The sequence below is a fragment of the Microbacterium sp. 2MCAF23 genome, assembly GCF_052115565.1.
Classification (GTDB): domain Bacteria; phylum Actinomycetota; class Actinomycetes; order Actinomycetales; family Microbacteriaceae; genus Microbacterium.
Genome location: NZ_JBFRGY010000004.1, coordinates 94,126 through 110,353, shown reverse-complemented (window position 1 = coordinate 110,353; position 16,228 = coordinate 94,126). Strand labels below are relative to the sequence as shown.

At 72.0% G+C, this 16,228-nt stretch carries 12 protein-coding genes; 5 read left to right on the top strand and 7 right to left on the bottom strand.

All coding sequences use genetic code 11. From position 1 onward, the window contains the following. Positions 1 to 101: 101 nt before the first annotated feature. A complete protein-coding gene (locus AB4078_RS05160) occupies positions 102 to 1,598 on the bottom strand; it encodes a S8 family peptidase (RefSeq protein ID WP_441976227.1) in 1,497 nt (498 codons plus the stop codon). A gap of 184 nt (positions 1,599 to 1,782) precedes the next feature. Between AB4078_RS05160 and AB4078_RS05155 the strand changes: the two genes are divergently transcribed. Beyond that, a complete protein-coding gene (locus AB4078_RS05155) occupies positions 1,783 to 2,178 on the top strand; it encodes a DUF3054 domain-containing protein (protein ID WP_441976226.1) in 396 nt (131 codons plus the stop codon). A gap of 52 nt (positions 2,179 to 2,230) precedes the next feature. Here the strand turns inward: AB4078_RS05155 and AB4078_RS05150 are convergent, their stop codons facing one another. Then, the gene (locus AB4078_RS05150) at positions 2,231 to 3,265 is read right to left on the bottom strand and encodes an endonuclease/exonuclease/phosphatase family protein (protein ID WP_441976225.1); all 1,035 of its coding nucleotides are present in this window, start codon (positions 3,263 to 3,265) and stop codon (positions 2,231 to 2,233) included. A 118-nt stretch (positions 3,266 to 3,383) separates the two neighbouring features. Between AB4078_RS05150 and AB4078_RS05145 the strand changes: the two genes are divergently transcribed. Next, the gene (locus AB4078_RS05145) at positions 3,384 to 4,274 is read left to right on the top strand and encodes a PHP domain-containing protein (protein ID WP_441976224.1); all 891 of its coding nucleotides are present in this window, start codon (positions 3,384 to 3,386) and stop codon (positions 4,272 to 4,274) included. A gap of 117 nt (positions 4,275 to 4,391) precedes the next feature. On the opposite strand, the gene AB4078_RS05140 is transcribed toward AB4078_RS05145, so the two are convergent. Next, positions 4,392 to 5,918, bottom strand: coding sequence for a DEAD/DEAH box helicase (locus tag AB4078_RS05140; RefSeq protein WP_441976223.1), 1,527 nt, complete (start codon positions 5,916 to 5,918; stop codon positions 4,392 to 4,394). 210 nt (positions 5,919 to 6,128) lie between these two features. On the opposite strand from AB4078_RS05140, the gene AB4078_RS05135 reads away from it, so the two are divergent. Beyond that, positions 6,129 to 6,842 carry a ferritin-like fold-containing protein gene (locus tag AB4078_RS05135; protein WP_440734522.1) on the top strand — a complete coding sequence of 238 codons (714 nt, stop codon included), beginning with the start codon at positions 6,129 to 6,131 and terminating at the stop codon, positions 6,840 to 6,842. On the opposite strand, the gene AB4078_RS05130 is transcribed toward AB4078_RS05135, so the two are convergent. From AB4078_RS05130 to AB4078_RS05120, 3 genes are read right to left on the bottom strand one after another with little or no spacing between them, the layout of a single operon-like run. After that, complete coding sequence (locus AB4078_RS05130; protein ID WP_441976222.1) at positions 6,839 to 7,351, bottom strand: hypothetical protein; 513 nt, start codon at positions 7,349 to 7,351, stop codon at positions 6,839 to 6,841. The two genes, AB4078_RS05135 and AB4078_RS05130, sit on opposite strands and share 4 nt — an antisense overlap. Before the next feature lie 7 nt (positions 7,352 to 7,358). Further along, positions 7,359 to 7,646: a hypothetical protein gene (locus tag AB4078_RS05125; protein WP_441976221.1), complete on the bottom strand. Its 288-nt coding sequence runs from the start codon at positions 7,644 to 7,646 to the stop codon at positions 7,359 to 7,361. Positions 7,647 to 7,663: 17 nt separating this feature from the next. Beyond that, positions 7,664 to 7,888 (bottom strand): DUF3107 domain-containing protein, encoded by a 225-nt coding sequence (locus AB4078_RS05120; RefSeq protein WP_233311956.1) that lies wholly within the window; start codon positions 7,886 to 7,888, stop codon positions 7,664 to 7,666. Positions 7,889 to 8,055: 167 nt separating this feature from the next. Between AB4078_RS05120 and AB4078_RS05115 the strand changes: the two genes are divergently transcribed. Together AB4078_RS05115 and AB4078_RS05110 are read left to right on the top strand one after the other, a co-directional pair. Next, positions 8,056 to 11,280, top strand: coding sequence for an ATP-dependent helicase (locus tag AB4078_RS05115; protein WP_441976220.1), 3,225 nt, complete (start codon positions 8,056 to 8,058; stop codon positions 11,278 to 11,280). Continuing rightward, positions 11,277 to 14,846 carry a UvrD-helicase domain-containing protein gene (locus AB4078_RS05110; protein WP_441976219.1) on the top strand — a complete coding sequence of 1,190 codons (3,570 nt, stop codon included), beginning with the start codon at positions 11,277 to 11,279 and terminating at the stop codon, positions 14,844 to 14,846. The genes AB4078_RS05115 and AB4078_RS05110 overlap by 4 nt, the downstream gene beginning before the upstream one ends. Here the strand turns inward: AB4078_RS05110 and AB4078_RS05105 are convergent. After that, positions 14,792 to 16,225: a phosphotransferase gene (locus tag AB4078_RS05105; protein ID WP_441976218.1), complete on the bottom strand. Its 1,434-nt coding sequence runs from the start codon at positions 16,223 to 16,225 to the stop codon at positions 14,792 to 14,794. The genes AB4078_RS05110 and AB4078_RS05105 overlap by 55 nt on opposite strands. Positions 16,226 to 16,228 lie beyond the last annotated feature (3 nt).

Here is a 16,228-nt window from a genome sequence, read left to right as displayed (position 1 = left end):
ATCCTCTCACCGGCCGGTGCGGGAAGGATCCGGGCGGCAGGCGACAAGGGCCCGGATCGCCGTGTCGGCGATCCGAGCCCCTCCTGTCGATCCGGATCAGATCACTGCACGGCCTTGAGCGCGTTCACGATGCCGTGACCGTAGTAGCTGTTCAGCTCGGCGGTGCCGACGCAGGCGGCTCCCTCGTCGTACTGCGGAGCCGAGCACTCGGTCGGCGTCGCGTCGTCCTCGAGCTTCTGCACGAGCTGGGCCGGGGTCAGCTCCGGGTGCGCGGACTTCATCAGCGCCAGCACGCCGGCGACGTGCGGGGAGGCCATCGAGGTGCCGCTCTTGAGGCCGTACTTCGCGCCCGGGATCGTGGAGAGGATCCTCGATCCGGGCGCCGCCACGTCGATCTCGCCGAGACCGCGGTTGGAGAAGTACGACAGCTGGCCGTCCTTGGTCAGCGAGGCGACGGTCACGACACCGGGGACCTGGGCCGGGATGTCCTTGCAGCCCTGGTTGATGGTGCGCGGCGTCGGGGTGGCTGCATCGTCCGGGCTGCCCTCGTCGAGGGTGTTCACCGTCAGGTCGAGGCCCGAGTTGCCGGCCGCGGCCGCGCTCACGACGCCCTTGGAGTTGGACCAGTTCACGGCGCGGGCGACGGCCTCGCGGACCGCTGCCTGGTCGGGCTGATCGTCGCACCAGAACTCGAACGGGTCGATGTAGTAGCTGTTGTTCGTGACGTCCATGCCGCGCTGGGCCGCCCACATGAAGCCGCAGACCGCGTACTCCGGGTAGATGAACCCGTCGTCGTTGACGACCTTGACCGACGCGAGGCGCACATTCGGGGCGACCCCGACGATGCCCACGCCGTTGCGGGCCGCCGCGATCGTGCCCGCGACGTGCGTGCCGTGGTCGGACGTGGTCGGGTACCACCCGCCATCGGTCTGGTCAGGGCGGCCGCCAGTGGTGCAGTTGACCGAGTCGGCGACGTCGATGTTCGCCTGCAGGTCGGGATGGGTCGGGTCGATGCCGGAGTCCAGCACGCCCACGAGCACGTTGCGGCTGCCGTCGGTGATCTGGTGCGCCTGATCCGCCTGGATCATGGTCATGTCCCACTGCTGGCCCTCGAGCGAGTCGGACGCGGAGGCGGGCACCGGCTCGGTGGGCTCATCGCCGTTGACCGGCTTGTTCTTGCCCTGGTTCCATCCGGAGGCTCCGGGACCCCACGGCGCCTGCGGGCCGGTGACCTTGTCCTTCACCTCGACGGTGCGGGTCGCGCCGACCGACGCGACGACGTTGCGGCCCTTGGCCTTCACGGTGTCGCGGAACGCCGCGCGATCGGACTGCGCGATCACGACGCCGATCTCGGGCCAGCTCTGCACGACGACGCCGCCCGCGTCGGTCACCGCCTTCTCGGCCTTGCGGGTCTGGCCCGGGTTCGCCTGGCCGGTGTTGACGACGTAGCTCATGACCGTGCCGTCCGGCGGAGTGATCGGGACGGGCGTCGAGGGCTCGCTCGTCGCCGCAGTGGCGCTGACGGAGCCCGCCAGGACCAGTCCCAGCGCCGCGACGGTGCAGGCGATGGTGCGGAACGAGCGGTGGGGGGTTGGCATCCTCATTGGTGAGGGTCCTCTCGTGGGGGTGGGTGCCGACAGGTCGGCGCGGGCGGATGGCCCTGCATCGTTTCTACTGGGCGCTCCCAGCCATTTCAATGCTTGCTGATAGCCGGATATCAGGGTAGGAGCGCGGCACGGCGCACGGCGCAGGACCCATAGCCCGCCGGGCTACCGTGGAGGGATGACCGAAGCCGCCCCTGACCGCCGATCCGTTCCGACCTGGCCCTGGGCGCTGGGGATCGACGCCGTGCTGGTGATCGTCTTCGCCGCGATCGGCCGGGCGAGCCATGATCACACGGTCGACGCCGTGGGCGTACTGGAGACGGCGTGGCCGTTCCTGGTGGGCTTGGCGGCGGGCTGGCTGATCCTGCGGGCATGGCGGGCGCCTTCCGCCCCGCTGCGCACCGGGATGGGGCTTGTCATGATCACGGTCGTGCTCGGGATGATCCTGCGCGTCGTGACCGGTGGCACCACCGCGGTCGCGTTCATCATCGTGGCCACGATCACTCTGCTCGTGTTCCTGGTCGGCTGGCGCGGGATCGCGGCGCTCATCGCCCGGGGGCGCGCTCGCCGCTGAGCCGCCGCGCCGCCCGGGCGCGCTTCGTGGATCGGCGCGCACGCACGCTCCGCTAGGGCGTCGCGGGCTCCAGCTGGGTGATCAGGGCGCGGTGGTCGCTGCCGCCCGCGCCGGCCGGGAGCACGGCGGACCCCGTGGCGCGCCAGTGCGCGGTCGCCATGACGTGGTCGATCGGGGCGCCGAGCAGCGCCGGCACGGATGTCGGCCAGGTGCCGACGCCACCCGAGCCGGAGTGGGAAGCCGCGTCGTGGCAGGCGCCGAGGTCGCCGCCGCCGGTGCCGAGCCCGCCCATGTGGTCCAGGGTCGCGTTGAAGTCGCCGGCGAGGATCACGTTCTTCCCGGCGGGGCACTGGTCGGCGACCCATCGCAGATCCTGCGTCCAGTCCGCCATCTCGTCCTCGCGCGGAGCGACGGTGTGCACGGCGACGACGATGGGGCCGTCGCCGTCGACCGGCATCACGACCGCGCTCGGGACCGAGGAGGTGTTGCTGGATCCGTCGGCGGAGGAGGGGATGACCGCGTAGTCGCCGAGGGCCGGCGAGATGAGCACCGTGGTCTGCCACGAATCCGGTCCCTGGGTGACCTCGGGACGATACTGCACGTGGTGCACCCACATCGGGTGCCCTGCCTCGCGCAGTGTGAGCGCGATCTCCTCTCCCACGGCCTCGGTCGTCTCCGGGAGCGCCACGATGTCGGCCTTCTGGGCGACGATCGTGGTCGCGATCTCGTCGGCCGAGACTGCCTCGCCCGCGGTGTTCCAGGCGAGCACGCGCACGCTCGTCGCGGTCTTGTCCGGCAGGGAGACGGCGGTGTCGATGCCGCGCAGCGCGAGGATGGCCGCCGAGGCGCCTCCGCCGAGCAGGGCGACGAGTGCGATCGACGCCGCGAACCCGCGCAGCGGGCGGGCGAACAGGAGCAGCAGCGCCAGCACCAGGATCCCGGCGAACACGAGCACGAGCACCGCGCGTGAGGCCACGATCTGCGTGATCGGGAACGTCTGCTCGAGGTGGAAGAACTGCGGCCAGGTCACGATCGCGGTGGCGATCGCGAAGAGCACGGTGAGGAGGATCCCGATCAGTCGAAACATCGTCTTCGAGCCTAGGCGAGCGGATCTGTGAGACATCTGGTGCGCAGCCGGGGATCCGCCCGACCGCCGCCCCGTGGCCGCGGCGGTCCGAGAGGCGGGGGATCGCTACGCTCGGAGGATGACCGATGCCGATCCGACGTCACGCCCCGCCCTCTTCGACGGGCCGATCGATCTGCATCTGCACTCGAACCGCTCGGACGGCACGGAGGATCCCGCGACCGTCGTCAGACGGGCCGCGGACGAAGGCCTGGGCACGATCGCTCTCACGGACCACGACACGACGGCCGGATGGGGCGATGCGGCCGCTGCCGCGACGGAACGCGGCATGACGTTCATCCCCGGCATGGAGCTGTCCTCGAAGGACGGCTGGCGCAGCGTCCACGTGCTCGCGTATCTGTTCGACCCCACGGATCCGGATCTTCTCGCCGAGACGGCGCGCATCCGCGACGACCGCATCGGCCGTGCCGAACGCATCGTGCGCAACATCGGCCGTGACTATGCGCTGCGCTGGGAGGACGTGCTCGAGCAGACCGATCCGGGGGCGACCGTGGGCCGGCCTCATATCGCCGATGCGCTGATCGCGCGAGGGATCGTGGGCGACCGCGGAGAGGCGTTCGACGGGATCCTGCATCCGCGCCAGGGGTACTACGAGGCGCACTACGCGCCGGATCCGCTCACGGCGATCGAGCTCGTCGTCGGCGCGGGGGGAGTGCCCGTGATCGCGCACCCGGCCGGGCGCGAGCGCATGACCGACGCCACCCTGCGGCGTCTCATCGACGCGGGCCTGGCCGGGCTCGAGATCGATCACCGCGAGAACACCGCCGAGGGGCGCGCCTGGCTGTGCGGCGTCGCCGCCGAGAACGACCTGATCGTGACCGGGTCCAGCGACTACCACGGCGCGGGCAAGCCGAACGTGCCCGGAGAGAACACCACGGATCCGGCCATGCTGCAGCGCATCATCGACCGCGGATCCGGTTCCGCCCCGGTCTACCCGATCCGGGCCCGGTAACTGCCCGCGAGACTGCAAATGGGCGACGAGACTGCACCTGTGAAGTGCAGTCTCGTCGCCCAGATGGAGTCTCGCGGTCAGAGGCGAGCGCGGGGCGGGAGCGAACGCGGGGCGGGCTCAGGCTCCGGGCTGCGGTGCGCTGCCCGCGGCGGCACCGCCGGAGGGACGGCGACGACGGCGGCGACGACGCTGCGCGGCGGGCTTGCCGTCGTGATGCTCGGCGCCCTGGCCGTCGTGCGTTCCGGATCCCTCGGCGGCACGGTCGGCGTCACCGGATCCGGCCGCCTTGGCGGCGGGAGCCTCCGCGCCCTCGGTGAACGTCGATCCGACCTCGTCCTCCGCGTTGCGGCGGCGGCGGCGACGGCGGGTGGTGCCCTCGCTCATGCCCTCGGCGGCGGCGGCGTCGGCGGCACGCTGCGGCTCGCGCTGCTTGCGGGCCGGCTTCTCGGAGACCGGTGCGGTGACCAGGCGTCCCTTGGTGCCGGCCGGAATGTTCAGGTCCTCGTAGAGGTGCGGGCTCGACGAGTACGTCTCGATGGGCTCGGGCTGGCCGAACTCGAGGGCGCGGTTGATGAGGGCCCACTTGTGCAGGTCCTCCCAGTCGACGAACGTGACCGCGATACCGGTCTTGCCCGCGCGGCCGGTGCGGCCCGCACGGTGCAGGTAGGTCTTGTCCTCGTCCGGGATCGTGTGGTTGATCACGTGCGTGACGTCATCGACGTCGATGCCGCGGGCGGCGACGTCGGTCGCGACCAGCACGTCCTTCTTGCCGGCCTTGAACGCGGCCATCGAGCGCTCGCGCTGATCCTGACCCATGTCGCCGTGCACGCCGCCGACATTGAAGCCGCGGTCGCCCAGCTCGTCGACCAGGCGCTGGGCGGCGCGCTTGGTGCGCGTGAAGATCACCGTCTTGCCGCGGCCCTCGGCCTGGAGGATGCGGGCGATGACCTCGTCCTTGTCCAGCGAGTGCGCGCGGTAGACGAGGTGCTTGATGTTCGCCTGAGTGAGGCCCTCGTCGGGGTCGTTCGCGCGGATGTGGATCGGGTTCGTCATGAACCGGCGCGCCAGCGCCACGATCGGTCCCGGCATCGTGGCGGAGAAGAGCTGCGTGTGGCGCACCGCGGGGACCTTCTGGAAGATCTTCTCGATGTCGGCGAGGAAGCCGAGGTCGAGCATCTTGTCGGCCTCGTCGAGCACGACCTCGGTCGCGTGGGACAGGTCGAGCAGACGCTGCCCCGCGAGGTCGATGAGGCGCCCGGGGGTGCCGACCACGATCTGCGCACCCGCCTTGAGCTGGTCGATCTGGCCCTCGTAGGCCTTGCCGCCGTAGATCGCGACGACGCTCGTCGAGCGGTTGCTGGTCAGCAGATCCATGTCCTCGTACACCTGCACCGCGAGTTCGCGGGTGGGCACGACGATGAGCGCCTTCACACCGGGCTCGGGGTCGAGTCCGAGACGCTGCACCACGGGGATGCCGAAGCCGAAGGTCTTGCCGGTGCCGGTCTTGGCCTGGCCGATGATGTCCTGGCCGGGAAGGCCGAGCGGGATGGTCTGCTCCTGGATCGGGAAGGCGTCGACGATGCCCTTCGCCGCGATGGCGTCCACGATGTCCTGATCGATGCCGAGATCGGCGAAAGAAGTCACAGTCTTTGATTGCCTGTCCGGCGGGCCTTGCGATCGCGGCGCCGCCTCGTTGATGGGGTCCACGCCGAATCCGTATGCACAGGCGCGGGGCTCCGATCCGTCGCCGGAGCGGGATCCAGCCTACCGGAGCGGGCACGCGTACCCGGGATCGGAGTGATCGGCGTGCGCGGCGCCCCCGGTCGGGCGGGACGTCTCGACTAGGCTGGGCGCGTGGTGAGGTGGTTCTGGCAGCGCGATAAGGCGCCGCGGCGCGCGCTGGTGCTCCGCTCCCGGGGCGATGCGGGTGACGCGACCCGCGTCGACTTCGCCGAGCTGGCGCCCGAGCTGAACACCTTCCTCGGTCAGGCCGCCTACCTTCAGCTCGGCTACTTCGAGACGCTGACCCGTCTCATCCGTGCGACGGACGATCTCGCGGAGAAGGAGATCCTCTCCCGCGCCGCCGGGGCGGCCCTCGCCAAACACCACGGCATCGTCGCGATCATCGCCGCGCACGGCGACCGTCCGACCGAGGTGATGCTGCCGTTCCGCGAGCAACTCGACGCGTTCCGCCGCAAGACCCTGGGCCCGCGCATCGCGGAGACCATGCTCGCGGTGTACCTCACCGCCGGCATGCTCGACGACTTCTACCTCGCGCTCGCCTCCAGCTACGGCGAGACCGGGACGAAGGTCGCCAGGATCCTCTCCGAGGCTGATGACCGGCACGAGATCGTCGGGATCGTGCAGGCCACGATCGCGAGCGACGAGCAGTGGCGCTCACTCCTGTCGATGTGGGGGCGCCGTCTCGTCGGCGACACGATCCTCGTCGCCAGGGCGGCGCTGCGCCCGCACCTGCCCGGCGCGGAGGACGACAAGCTCGAGCCGGTGTTCACCGAGCTCATGGGCGCGCACGCCCGCCGCATGGACGCGATGGGCCTCGCCTCCTAGTCGGGCATCCGCTCCAGCCGCCGGGTCAGCCGCCAGGCGATCGCGACAGGGATCACTCCGAGGATCCCGAACGACATGTCGATCAGCTGCCACCCGAGCGGGATTCCGCGGATCGAACCGGCGATGAGGGCGAGGGGGATGATCCCGGCGCAGGCGATCACGCCGAACTGGATCACCCAGATGTTGCGCACGGGGTCGATCAGCGGGCCGAGGAACACGACGGCGATGACGAGGTGGGCGAAGGCCAGCCAGTCGGTGCCGTACGCGATGAACGGATAGCGCGCCCCCGTGTCGGCGAGGGCGTCCGCGACGCGATCCACCCACGCCGCCGCATCCGGGAACAGCGCGGACAGCGCCGAACCGTCCAGCACCCCAGCAGCGAGACGCAGCTCCTCGCGGAGCGGGAAGGCCGTCACACCGCTCACGACGAGGCCGATGATCATGATGCCCAGGCAGAGCCGGATCCCACGCAGCGTGCGTGCGCGATCCCCGCCTTCGGAGGCGGTCACGCTCGGCTCAGACGCCGAGTTCGGCACGGCGCACGGCGTCGCCGCGACGGCGGGCGCCGGTGAGGATGACGCCGGCTGCCGCGGAGATCACGATCGCGCCGCCGAGGGCGATCAGCCACAGCCACACGCTCGACTCCTTCAGGCCCGCCCACTGCCCGAGAGTGTAGGCCGCGGCTGCGACGGCCGTCGCGATCGCCGGCACGAGAGCCACACCGCGGAGTTCGCGCTGGGGGATCGTGAAGTGCACTGCGACGCCGAGCGCGCAGGCGGCGATCAGCGCGAGCAGGATGTACACGCGGCTCGGTCCGTGCGTCAGGCCACGAAGCCGACGCGGCGGGACTCCTCGGTCCCGAGCTCGACGTAGCCGAGGTTCGCGGTCGGCACGATGTAGGAGTTGCCCTTGGTGTCGCTCAGGGTCACGTGGCTGGCACCCTGATCGAGGGCGCCGGCGATCTGGGTGCGCACCTCGTCGGCGGAGGCCGAGGTCTCGAAGCTGAGCTCACGGCCGGTGTTGATGATGCCGATGCGGATCTCCACGGGAATGCTCCTTGAAAGGTCGTGCTCTTGAAAGCCGATGTCCCGTCACTCTATCGCGGGGGCGAGTGGGTGGGACTGTGTGCCGGGCGGTGTTCGCCGAGGGCGATTCCCCGCCGGCGCCGCGGATCGCGGGCGGCGATGTCGGCCGCGGCAGATAGCGTGGGAGCATGCCCGCACAGCCCGCCCCGACCCCTGCGCAGGCAGCCGTGATCGGCGCCCCGGCGACGGCGGTCGGCACCGTGATCGGCGCGCCGGGCACGGGAAAGACGCACGCGCTCGTGGAGCGGGTCGCCGCGCTCGTCGACGGCGGTCTCGCCCCGGAGCAGGTGCTGGCACTGACTCCGAACAGACAGGCGGCCACGGCCCTGCGCGACCGGATCGGCGTGCGCGTGCGCGTCGCGACGCCGGGCCCGCTCGCCCGATCTCTGGGCTCGTTCGCGTTCCAGCTGGTCCGCGGCACCATGGTGCACGCGGGGCAGGAACCGCCGGCGCTGCTCACCGGTGCCGACCAGGATCGCATCATCGCGGATCTGCTCTCCGGCGATGCGGAGGACGAGGCCGAGGGTATCCGCAGCCGCTGGCCGGAGAGCTTGCCGGCGGCGGTGCGCTCGTCGAGAGCGTTCCGCTCCGAACTGCGCGCCTTCCTCGCCGAATGCACCGAGCTCGGCGTCACCCCGGCGGAGCTGGGGCGATCGGAGCGCCCGGCCTGGCGTGCCGTCGGATCCTTCGCACAGTCCTATCGGAGGGTGCTGGATCGCGCCCGCGCCGCGCACCGCGACGCCGCGGATCTGCTCGCGGAGGCCGCCGCCATCCTGCACACCGCCCCACAGGAGATGCTGGGCCCGCTCGGACGTCTGCGGGTGGTGCTCATCGACGACGCGCAGGAGCTGACCGCCGGCGGCGTGACGCTGGTCGAAGCTCTGCGCGCTCGCGGCATCGCGGTGCTGGCGTTCGGGGATCCGGACATTTCCTCCGGCGCGTTCCGTGGCGCCGGCCCCGAGCTGTTCGCGCGCCTCGCTGCGACGCTCGGCGACGTGCACGTGCTGGACGAGTCGCATCGGCAGGATCCGCCGCTCACCGCGCTGACCCGCACCGTGGTGCAGACGATCGGCGCGTCGGGACGGATCGAGCACCGCCGCGCGCCGGGAGCGGCAGAGGACGGCGCGCCGGGAGACGCGGTGCAGGCGTTCATCGCGCCGTCGCCGCACGAGGAGCACGACCTCATCGCACGCACGCTGCGCGAATGGCACCTGCTGCAGGGCATCGGGTGGGAGCACATGGCCGTGATCGCCCACGACACCCGCCAGGTGGCGGCCCTGGAGGCCGAGCTCGCCGCCCGCGAAGTGCCCACCCGCGCGGCCGGCGTGCAGCGCCCGCTCGGCAGCGAGACCATCGTGCGCGACATCGTCGGGATCGTGCGGCTCGCGCTCACCGAGCCGACGGAGCGGGATCCGCAACTGCTCGCCGAGGCGCTGCGCACGCCGTTCGGCGGGCTGGACGGCGTGGGGCTGCGCCGGCTCCGGGCGCGGCTGCGTCACCTCGAACTGGAAGCCGGCGGGTCCGCACCCGCACGGCTGCTGCTGCGTGACGGTCTCGCGGAGCCCGCGCGGTTCGCGAGGATCGACACGGCCGAAGCGCGTACCGCGGACCGGTTCGGCACCGTGCTGCACGAGGTGCGCGAAGCCCGGCTGCGCGGCGAGACGATCCACGAGCTGCTCTGGCGGGTGTGGGACTCCTCCCGCGCCCCCGACGGCCGACGCCTCGCGCTCGCGTGGCAGGAGGCCGCGGGCTCTCCTTCCGGCGCCGAGACCGCGCGCGCCCTGGACGCCCTGGTCGCGCTGTTCGACGCGGCCAAGCGCTCGGTGGAGCGCGCGCCGGAGAAGGGTCCCGAGGCGTTCATCCACGACATCCTCGACAGCGAGGTGCCCGAGGACTCCCTCTCCGCCCCGGAGCGCCCCGCCACGGTCACCCTGATGACGCCGGCCACCGCCCTCGGCACGGAGTTCGATGCCGTCGTGATCGCCGGCCTGCAGGACGGGGTGTGGCCGAACGTCCGGCTGCGCGGCGGGCTGCTGGAGACCTGGCGTCTCGGCGAGGCGGTCGCCGCGGCGCGCTCCGGTGAGCCGGAGCACGAGCACTCCACACTCGACCGGCGTCGTGCGGCGCTGCATGACGAGCTGCGTCTGTTCGTGCGGGCGCTCTCCCGCGCTCGCCACCGGCTGCTGGTGACCGCGGTCGACGACGACGATCAGAGTCCGAGCGCGTTCTTCGGGTTCCTGCCGGATCCGCTGCCCGCCCAGGAGCGGCATGCGCATCCGCTGACCCTCCGAGGCCTCGTCGCCAAGCACCGCAGGGTGCTCACGACCTCGCCGGACCCGGCTGCGCGGTCCGAGGCGGCCGGGCAGCTGCGACTGCTGGCCGAGGCGGACGTGCCGGGGGCGGATCCGGATGAGTGGTTCGGCGTGCGAGGGCCGTCCGATGAGCGTCCGCTGCGGGATCTGGAGACCGGATCGGTGTCCGTCTCGCCGTCACGGCTCGAGGCGTTCGAGGAGTGCGGGGTCAACTGGGCCGTGGCCGCGCTCGGGGGAGACACCGTCGCTCCGCCTTCGGCGGGCATCGGCACGATCGTGCACGCGGCGATGGAGCACGTGCCCGACGGCGACCTCGAGGCCATGCGGCGCATCCTCGAGGAGCGCTGGGGCGAGCTCGACTTCGAAACGCCGTGGATCGACGCCAAGGAGCGCCGCAGAGCGGACCTGTACCTGCAGCGCCTGCACGACTACCTGACCGAGGTGCAGCGCGAGGGAGGCCGAGTGATCGCCTCCGAAGGCGGATTCCGCTTCGCCGTCGACCTCGCCGCCGAGCCGACCGCGCACTCCATCGATCCCGAGAAGCCGGCGCAGCAGGCGATCGTCAGCGGCTACATCGACCGCGTCGAGGCGTATCCGGCGGGTTCCGGTGAGCACGAGGCCGCGCGCGGGCGCACCTGGAGCACGATGGCGGACGGCGCCGGGGGAGAGCGCGTGGTGGTGGTGGATCTGAAGACGGGCAAGTACGAGCCCGGCACAGAGGCGCTCGTGACCGAGCACGCGCAGCTGGCCGCGTATCAGCTCGCCGTCGAACAGGGTCAGGTCGAGGATGCGGATCCGGCCGCGCTCGCCGGTGCTCGCCTCGTCCTCGTCGCGCAGACCATCGGGCAGAGCCCCTACCGCGTGGCGCACCAGCATCGGCTGGGCGACGAGGCGCGCGCCGCGTTCCTGCAGCGCGTCGCCGAGGCGGGCCGCGGTATGGCCGCGTCGAGCTTCACGGCGCAGGTCGAGGCGCACTGCGCCGACACGCAGGTGCGGATCAGCCCTTGTCGCATCCACACCATCCCGGCGGTGAGCGCATGAGCGGCACGAGCGGGCCGGCCGTCGCAGGCCCCGCCGTGGTCAGCGACGGCGCGATCGAGGACGGCTGGGGCCCCGGCCACGGCATCGCCGCCACCGACATCTCCGCTGCCCTCGGCCTGCCTACGCCGACCCTGGCGCAGCAGCGCGTGATCGAGGCGCCTCCGACTCCGGCGCTCGTCGTCGCCGGCGCCGGCAGCGGCAAGACCGAGACCATGTCGGGCCGCGTGGTCTGGCTCGTCGCGAACGGTCACGTCGAGCGCGACGAGATCCTCGGGCTCACGTTCACCCGCAAGGCCGCCGGCGAGCTCGCCGAGCGGATCGCGCTGCGTCTCGATCGCATCGACGAGTACGGACGCAGGGGCCTGCTGCCGCATCTTGCGGAGATCGTGCGCACCGGCGCACTCGACCGGGTGGGGGCGGCGACCGGTCCCGCGCAGCGCGCCGCCGTGCAGCGCGAGGTGCTGGACGAACTCGCCGTGCGGTTCGACACCGGGTGGGATCCGACGGCCCCCCGCGCTGCGGAGGATCTCATCATCCGGCCTCGCGTGTCGACGTACAACGCCTTCGCGGACGGCATCGTGCGCGAGCACGCGGCGCACATCGGCCGTGACCCCGATGCGGCGATGCTCAGCCAGTCGGCGTCGTGGCTCATCGCCCGTTCTGTCGTGCTGCGTGCTGAGTTGGATGGCCTCGACGAGGTGGACCGCTCGTTGAACGGCGTGATCGATGCCGTGCAGCGTCTCGCGGGGGACGTGCTCGATCATCGGGTCGACCTGGATGCGATGGTCCGCATCGCCGCTCGGACTGCCTCCGACTTCGAGCCCTATCGCGGCAACGCCGATGTGGCCAAGGCCGTGGACAACCTCCGCACGATGCCGATCCTCGTGGATCTGGTGCGCGAGTACATCGCGGAGAAGGGACGCCGCGGCGTGCTCGACTTCGCCGACCAGGTCGGCGGTGCGTTCGACATCGTGCAGGCGTCGCCCGAGGTGCGTGCCGAGCTGCGCGCGCAGCACCGCGTCGTGCTGCTGGACGAGTATCAGGACACGTCCGTGATCCAGACGCGGTTCCTCGCCGCGCTGTTCCGCGACGGTGCCGTGATGGCGGTCGGGGATCCGCACCAGTCCATCTACGGATGGCGCGGTGCGAGCGCGGACAACCTCTACGCCTTCGGACGCACGTTCGCCGAGGAGCGGACCGCCGAGACCTACAGCCTGATGACGAGTTGGCGCAACGACGAGCGGATCCTCGATGTCGCGAATCGCCTGCTGCTGCCGCTGCAGCGCCCGGGCCTGGACGTACCGGCTCTCGAGCCGCGGCCCGGATCCGGCACGGGACGGGTGCAGGTGCGGTACGGCGAGACGGCGGACGACGAGGCCGAGGCGGTCGCGACCTGGTTCGCCGAGCGCCGGGCCGCGCACGACGAGGCACAGGAGGGGCGCACGCAGGATGCCCGCCCGCACACCGGCGCGATCCTGTTCCGGTCCAAGCGGCACATGCAGACCTTCGCGGGCGCCCTCGCCGCACAGGGCATCCCGCACCGGATCCTCGGTCTCGGCGGACTGCTGGCGACGCCGGAGGTGGTGGACGTGGTCTCGGCGCTGCGGGTGATCCACGATCCGGCGGCGGGATCCGCGCTGATCCGGCTGCTCGTCGGCCCGCGCTTCGCGATCGGCGTCGCAGACATGGCGGCGCTGTACGACCTGGCGCGGGAACTCGCGGTGCGAGACGGCGCGCTCGCTCCGCTGACGGACGAGCTGAAGCAGCGGCTGCGCTCCTCGCGCGGCGCCGACGAGGCCGTGTCGATCGTCGATGCGGTCGATTTCGTGCGCACCGCCCGCGACGACTACCGGCTGATCGAGCGGATCAGCCCTGCCGGCCGCGAGCGGCTGCGCGCGGCGGGGGAGATGCTGGAGCGACTGCGCCGGGCGGCAGGGCAGCCGATCCTCGAGCTGATCCGCGCGATCGAGTCCGAGCTGCGCCTGGACATCGAGCTCGCCGTGAACGAGACCCGGGGGCCTGCGAGGGTCGCCGCGACGCAGCTGCGCGCGTTCGGCGACGAGGTGCGCGCGTTCCTCGTCGCTGACGACCGTGGCACGATCTCGAGCCTGCTCGCCTGGCTCGACAAGGCCGAGATGACGGACGAGCTCATGCCCCGCACCGAGCCGCCGGAACCGGGCGTGGTGCAGCTGCTCACGATCCATGGCTCGAAGGGGCTGGAGTGGGACGCGGTGGCCGTTGTCCGCCTCGTGGAGGACGAGCTGCCGGGCCGGATCGCCGATGCGCAGGGCTGGTTCGGCTTCGGCGTCGTACCGTTCGCGCTGCGCGGCGACAGCGATGCGCTGCCGCGGTTCGCCTGGGATCCGCAGGCCGCCAGGGACGTCGCCGGCGACGATCCCCGCAAGCGCGAGAAGGCGGCTCTCGACTCGCTCGCCGCGGGCATCACCAAGGCCTACCCGCACGGCGGTGCGCTGCGCCGGTTCAAGGACGACTATCGCGACTACCAGCGCGCCGAGGAACGACGGCTGGCGTACGTCGCCGTCACGCGGGCGCGCACGGATCTGCTGCTGACCGGCTCGCACTGGTCCGGGCAGAAGAACTTGCGCAAGCCGAGTCCCTACCTGCTCGAGGCGATCGAAGAGCTCGGACTCGATCCGCTGCCCGAACCGCAGTCGGAGGACAACCCGTACGAGGGGGCGGCACGCACGAGCGTGTGGCCGATGGATCCACTCGGCGGACGCCGGGAACGGGTCGCAGGCGCCGCCGAGGAGGTGCGCCAGGCGATGGCCGATGCGACCGCACCGGCGCCGAGCGCGGAGCTCTCACGGCTGCTCGCCGAGCGGGCGGCGCGGCAGCGCGGCACGATCGCGGACGCGCCCACGCGCGTGCCGGCCTCGCGCTTCAAGGACTACGTCACCGACTACGGCGGCACGATCCGTGCGATCGCCCGTCCCATGCCGGAGCGCCCCTACCGGCAGACCCGGCTCGGCACGCTCTTCCACGCCTGGGTCGAGCACCGCTCCGGATCCGTGGGCGTCGGCACATCGCTGGATGATGCGCTGTGGGATCTGGACGACGATCAGCTCTCCCTGGCCGGCGGCGGTGCAGCCGCGGCAGAGGGCGATGCGGGGGACGAGATCGCCCGCGCGGACGCCGAGGACCTTGCACGACTGCGGGAGATCTTCGAGCGCAGCGAGTGGGCGCCACTCCGGCCGATCGCCGTGGAGACGGAGATCGATTTCGCTCTGCCCGTCGGCGACGGCGAGCCCGCGCGCATCGTGATCTGCAAGCTCGACGCCGTCTACCGGCGCGAGGATCGCGGCGGGCGCATCGAGATCGTGGATTGGAAGACCGGCCGACCGCCCGCGACGGCGGCCGAGCGCGAGGAGCGCATGCTGCAGCTCGCGCTGTACCGGCTCGCCTACCATCGCCGGTTCGGGGTGCCACTGGACGAGATCGACGTCGCGCTGTTCTACGTCGCTGACGACCTCGTGCTGCGGGGCGACACCGTCTACTCGGAGGAGGCGCTGGTCCAGCGCTGGAATGCGGCCCGCGCCGCGCGGTGAGCCTCGGCGACGTCGGAGTCGGAGCCGGCGATGCCGCCCTCGCTGGGCAGCAGCGTGCCGGGCCGCTCCGGGCTGTCTTCATCGTCCCGGTCCGCGGATCCCTGCGGGCTGGTGCCGCTGGGGCCGAACGACGCGCGCAGATCACCGAGATCCTCGGTCGCGTTCGGATCCCGATGCTCGATCGAGCCCGTCGCGGTCAGGTCCTCCCGGGCTCCGTCGTGGGGCGCCGCATCCTCCTCGGGCGCCTGGGATGCGCCTTCGTCGTCCTCGTCCGTGCGCGCGGCACCGCGTGGCCCGAACGCGGAGGTGTCGTCCATCGAGATCCCCGCGAACGCGCTCGCGTCGTAGGTGTCGGTGTGCATGGAGGTGTCGATGCGGGTCGCGCCGGTCGCGGGCACCCGGTCCAGGGCGGACATCGCCTCGTCCACGCCGGCGCCGGCGCTCGCGCGCGGGGCCAGGTCGTCATGGATCCCGTCGGCGAGAGCGTCCAGGAGCTGTGCCGCGTCGTCGACGATGTCGGCGCGATGCGTGTCGTGCCCGTGCAGCAGCCAGCGCGCGAGCTCGAGCTCGGCAAGCAGTCGGGCGCGCGTGGCGAGGCCGGCATCGGGAGCGCGCAGCGTGGCGGATGCATAGGCGTCCAGCACATCGGAACGCGCATCGGCGGCCAGGGTCAGCCAGGCGAGGTCCACGGCGGGGTCGCCGATCGACAGCGCATGCCACCCCACGATCCCGGTGACCCGCGGGCCGCGCTCGTCGTCATCCGCGAACACGAATGACTCCGCATGGGCGCCGCCCAGGGTGACGGCGGACTCGAAGCGCCACAGATCGTCGGCGTCGACCGCCTCGCGCCAGCGCACCGTGAGGCGAGCCGAGACGCGGCCGGTGGCTGCGGCGCGATCGATGAGCAGGCGCACCTCGTCGCGCGCCTCGGCGGCCGTCCGCTCCGCAAGACCCGCGCTGCGGACGACCGACGCGGGAAGGGCGTGCACCCCGGCGACGGCCTTGCCGATCGCGACGGCGGCGCCGGGGCCGGCCGGCACATCGGCGGCGTCGATCTGGAAACCGGGCAGCAGCGTCGTGACCAGCGCGCGCGTGTCCCCGACCCGGCCGTCGCCGAGGTGCTCGGGGGCGGCGAAGCGCAGCATCGAGCGGGCCCCGGCGGTGAGGGCGCGCAGCGCCAGGCTCTCCTTGGCGAGTTCGGAGGCCGTCTCGTCGTCGTTCGACGCGCGGATCACGACCTCCGTGCCGTCGGCCAGCGTCGCCACGGCGGAGTCGAATCGGCCGTCGCCGCCGGATGACAGGGCCCGTGCGCCGACGACATCGGCTCCGGGCACCGCCGCCGTGACCGCCGCGGCTAGAGTGAAGGGTGAGCGAGCCATGTC